At 51.0% G+C, this 4,310-nt stretch carries 6 protein-coding genes; 3 read left to right on the forward strand and 3 right to left on the reverse strand.

Translation table 11 applies throughout. From position 1 onward, the window contains the following. From M0974_RS09325 to M0974_RS09335, 3 genes are all read left to right on the forward strand, one after another. The coding region (locus M0974_RS09325) for a hypothetical protein (protein ID WP_297835588.1) at window positions 1–261 on the forward strand (261 nt) is incomplete at its 5' end. Between the two features lie 28 nt (window positions 262–289). Further along, the gene (locus M0974_RS09330) at window positions 290–595 is read left to right on the forward strand and encodes a hypothetical protein (RefSeq protein WP_297835590.1); all 306 of its coding nucleotides are present in this window, start codon (window positions 290–292) and stop codon (window positions 593–595) included. Window positions 596–915: 320 nt separating this feature from the next. Beyond that, on the forward strand, window positions 916–1,488 hold the full coding sequence (locus M0974_RS09335; RefSeq protein WP_297835592.1) for a hypothetical protein: 573 nt from the start codon (window positions 916–918) through the stop codon (window positions 1,486–1,488). 244 nt (window positions 1,489–1,732) lie between these two features. Here M0974_RS09335 and M0974_RS09340 read toward each other — a convergent pair whose 3' ends face one another. The 3 genes from M0974_RS09340 to M0974_RS09350 form a co-directional block, all read right to left on the reverse strand. Then, on the reverse strand, window positions 1,733–2,164 hold the full coding sequence (locus tag M0974_RS09340) for a hypothetical protein (RefSeq protein ID WP_297835594.1): 432 nt from the start codon (window positions 2,162–2,164) through the stop codon (window positions 1,733–1,735). 2 nt (window positions 2,165–2,166) lie between these two features. Further along, window positions 2,167–3,558, reverse strand: coding sequence for a LysM peptidoglycan-binding domain-containing protein (locus tag M0974_RS09345; RefSeq protein WP_297835596.1), 1,392 nt, complete (start codon window positions 3,556–3,558; stop codon window positions 2,167–2,169). A gap of 2 nt (window positions 3,559–3,560) precedes the next feature. After that, window positions 3,561–4,310 (reverse strand): DUF2345 domain-containing protein (locus tag M0974_RS09350; RefSeq protein ID WP_297835598.1); only part of this gene is annotated, 750 nt, incomplete at its 5' end.

The following is a 4,310-nucleotide window of genomic DNA, read 5'->3' on the forward strand; positions in this document are numbered from 1 at the left end:
ATGCTCGAAAAGATAGCGTACAACGCGAAACTAGCGACACTGAAGAATGAAGCTCGGTTAGCACGCGACCGCATCAAAGATTTCATTAATCTTGAGCCTATCGAAAAGGTATGGCGTGTGCTTACGTCGTTCGCAGAACATTTTTTGAAAAACTTCGAAGTTATGTCGCTTCACGCTAGAAGCACCGCGAACGCCCAACTCGCCGCGTTCATTACGACTGTCGCGCCTGAACTGACTGTGGAACAAGAGGTCACGTGTTAAACACGATCAGCAGGAATTCGTATTCGACATGGTAGTTACAGACAAGTCGACGCGAGTCGTTATCGAAACGAGAGGACCGCGCTCGCATGATCCAGCGCAGGCATACTTTGTTTCGAACGGAGCGATCGAACAATTGTCGATACGACTTCGTCTGTCTGGATTGAAAGATGGAGTAATATTTTTCTATCCCAGTGCGGCCACCGAAATTCCAATTGTAGGGACTGGCAGCTCCGAATGGCCACAAGACCTGAATCTCTGCGAGGTCTTTGGTGCAGATCCGAGCGAATATCCGGATGACGATGAAGTCGAGCCGACGCCACTTGTCGATGAATAGCAAGCTACCCCTCGGATGGGACGACGTGGCATGTCTTGCGCCGAACATATGCATACATAGATCAATGATGGCCGGTGAGATAGAGTCTCGCTGGTGCAGCGAATGGCGCCGACAACCGCGACGGCCAATTACCTGTTGGACGACCAAATTATTCGATCATGTCAGATTCAATATTGCATGGTGCGTCCTGCGGACACCCGAAAGGGCCACGCCCTGATGGCGCGTCAATTAACTTCAATGACGGAAAGTGGTGTCCATGGTGCGAGACGATCTGAAAAATACCGAGCGGCATGACGATTACACGTGCAGGAGTAAACGACATGCGCGTAACAAAGCTTGACGCCGCCCGAAGGCAACTCAATACTGCCATTCGCCTTTTCTTTGGAGGTGGCGACCGCGTATCCGTTTACTCGCTGGCATCGAACGCATGGGAGGTTATAGACGTGCTCTGCACGAGCGCGGGCGTTGAAAGCTTTTCCAACCAGGCGCGCGAAAATTTGCGAGCCGGACACACGCTTAGTTACTACATCAACGAGCCGTGTCGAAACTTCTTTAAGCACGCCAAACAGGATCCGAATCCTGATGGTTCGGTCGAATTGCCTGAGTCTGACGTTGCCGCCATCCTGTTTCTGGCGGTGGAGGATTATCTACGACTTCGGCAGGGTGGTCCTGTAGAGACGCAAGTCTTTCAGGCGTGGTTTATCGCCGTCTTCCCGGAAAAGGTTGCGGATGACCCTGTCGCGCAATCGATTCTCGAAAACGCCAATCTCACATTTCCCGGCATCGCCACATTCGCCGCGCCCGATCAGATCGAAATGGGCAGGCTTGTACTAGAAGCTGCTCTCAGAGATCCCGGACTCGCGGCTGACCCGAAAACCGAGCCGAGCCTCTGATTCTCTTCTGCGGTATCAGACCGCGCGACCCCGCTGAATAGAGCGTACCAATGCTAGTAACTGCAGCGCTGCGTGCGACTATCTCATATCGGCGAGACAGCAGACTGAGTGACTCAAACGGGTCGACACGTACCGACTACGTCAGGCAGCAGAGGACGGGCCGGTCGGTGTCGACGATGCCAGTCGTGCGAGCCCAACGTCTCCCCTGAGTGGGCAAAATTGCGACGAGGCTGTGACATCTCTTTTATAGCGTCAACTTGCAATGTTTGCTTCCGGGTTGAAGGAGAATTTTTTTTGCGATTGGCCCGCTACAATATTTTATAGGGTCCATTTTTGACATATCCACCAAAAACCCGCTAGTGGTCTTTTTAATCGTCAAGAGATCGCCGTCGAGCATAGGGTATGTTGTCCCAGTTGCATCGGTAATTGGCGAGCCTTTCGCCATTTTTGAAGATATGGTGCAGTTGGTTGCTAGCCCCGGTGTCGGCACGCTAGAAAAATACCAAAAATCGGAAATGTCATTTCCGTTTACCTTGAGCTCAAGGTCATGTGAAACCCCATGACTGTCAACAGAGCATTCCAATTTTTGACTGGTCTGAGCATTGACCAACTGTGGTGACGAGGCCCAAAAGAGGACGCAGGAAAATAAAATTTTAGTGTGAAGTTTTTTGCCCATGGCTATCCTTCTGCATCCTTTACGATATCTGCGATGCTCTTGGCTTTCGTTAGCTTTGACGGATCGCAGGCAAAATTTGTCACATCAATTTTTTTATCAATGTAATCGAAGAGAAATTTCTTGTAAGCGTCGGCACCCGTCAGTCCTACTTTTTTCTCGTAGGCCTCGGCCTCCGTTTTGCCAGTGGATTTCTTCGTTTTGAACTGAGCGGTCAGAATTTTTTCGGCTCGCTCGTCACTCAGATCTCCGTTTATGATCGCGGCAGCACCACCATAACCTTCATGATGCGCAAGATAGGCAAGTTTGGGTTTATCTATATCCGCGACCCCATCTATCTTACAACCTAATTTTTCCAGGCCGCGTAAGTTATATGCCGCATAGTCGCCGGCCGTCATTATCGAGGTTTCTGGGTCCAAGCGCATTTCGAGAATGTCATGGTCTGATAGCTTTTTGACATGATTTTCGAAGGCTTTGCCTGCAACCTTATCGTGCAGAAAAGTCCCAGCAATCGCGGCCTGCCCCAACCAAGTATTGGCCAGGAACTGGGTGAGGCCACCGGCACCTATGGCGTTCACCACAGATGGGTCCCATTTGACCGATTTGAGTTTTGTAACTTTTATCAGCGGTTTCCCATGCTTGTCAACTTTGGGCTTACCATCTTTACCCAATACGGGAGTTTCGATTTTCTCTCCCGGAATTTTCGCAGCCTCGGCTTCGCATAGTGCGGCGAGCGCTTGCGGCATAAGGTCCGCCCGTTTTGCTCCAGCGATAATGAAATCACGATATTGGCTGTTGGCACCTAAACGTAAATTATCTTTGTTCGGACACTCGACCCCAACGTTTACCACCGGATTGCCCGCGCTATCCCTGTTATGTTGAGCATCCCCAGGCGCCAGCGGCAAAGGTGCGTTTTCATGATGATCCGTTCCGCCATCATGCACGCGTAGCGGAACGTCTAATTTCACTTTTGGACTACGGAGCGTCACTTGATGTGTGCCAGGCGGGGGCGTTACTTCCGCGACCTTCTTTGTACCGCCATCCAGCTTGGCAACAAAGACTTGGACTTTTTCTGTTGGTTTTTGCGTTTGGACCGGAGCAATGAGGCCTAGCGGGTCACTCATGCATTCATGGCTACCACTGTCCGTGACAATCGTGGTCATGAGGTTCGGGATCGGCGCGCCATTGGCGTCAGTGAGTCGAAGCCATAGCTCACTATAGAACGCCTCTGTATCTTCCGATGGTGCGGTCAGTAATAATTTCTGTCCGGGATAGATGAGTCGAGGGTTATCAATGTTGTTCAATTGAACCAAGTCATTAACGGATACCCCTTTGGCGCTGGCAATGCCTCCGAGCGTATCCCCAGGTTGCACCGTATATTCTGTACTATCTGTCATTCCTATGCGACCTTGTTGTTGTCTATATCCTGCGACTCAGGTGCTCCCTCATCATCCTCTCGGTCAATATCGAGATCGAACGTTGTGCCCCATTCGCCTTGACCATACAGCACGGCCACGGATTCCATCTCTTGAGGGTTAAATTTTCGATCGGAGCCATTTTTCGTTGAGGTGCCATCGAGTACGCGTTGCACCGCACTATCATCGGTAGGCATCGAATACATGTCGTACGGCACCTGACTTGTGGATCGGCCTTCATCAATTGAGCGGAACAATAATTTTTGGCTGAATTGAACCGGTTCGGACTGAGGCATGTCCGGTAGCGGATAACTTCCTCGTGCAGGCCCCGAGAACGAATGCTGGGTACCCTTTATCGTTACAGCGCCCGGCGCATGAATTTCGATATTGCCATCGGCGATGCGGATATAAGCGCCACCGGCGGTCAGTAAGACTTCGCTAGCGGCAGCGACCTCAATGTTCTCCGTCGTCGACAAGAGTGTGAGCGTTTTTTGCGCGGTGAGTTCGATATTGTCGGACTGGGCTTGGATTTCGACTTTGCCTTTGGCGGCAAATAGTTTCATCCCGGCGTTTTGCACAAAGAGGCTGAGCTTTTCTTTGATGCTGGCGATCAAGGATTTGCCGGTGGCAAGGTAGGTATTTTGACCGCTCACGATATTGATCTGCTCATCGGCATAGATCTGGTTCGATTTCTGCGTTGACAGCGCAATTCCGGCTGGGCTGGCAAACAACAT

The sequence above is a fragment of the Pseudomonas sp. genome (assembly GCF_026224925.1).
In the GTDB taxonomy this organism is placed as follows: Bacteria; Pseudomonadota; Gammaproteobacteria; order Pseudomonadales; family Pseudomonadaceae; genus Aquipseudomonas.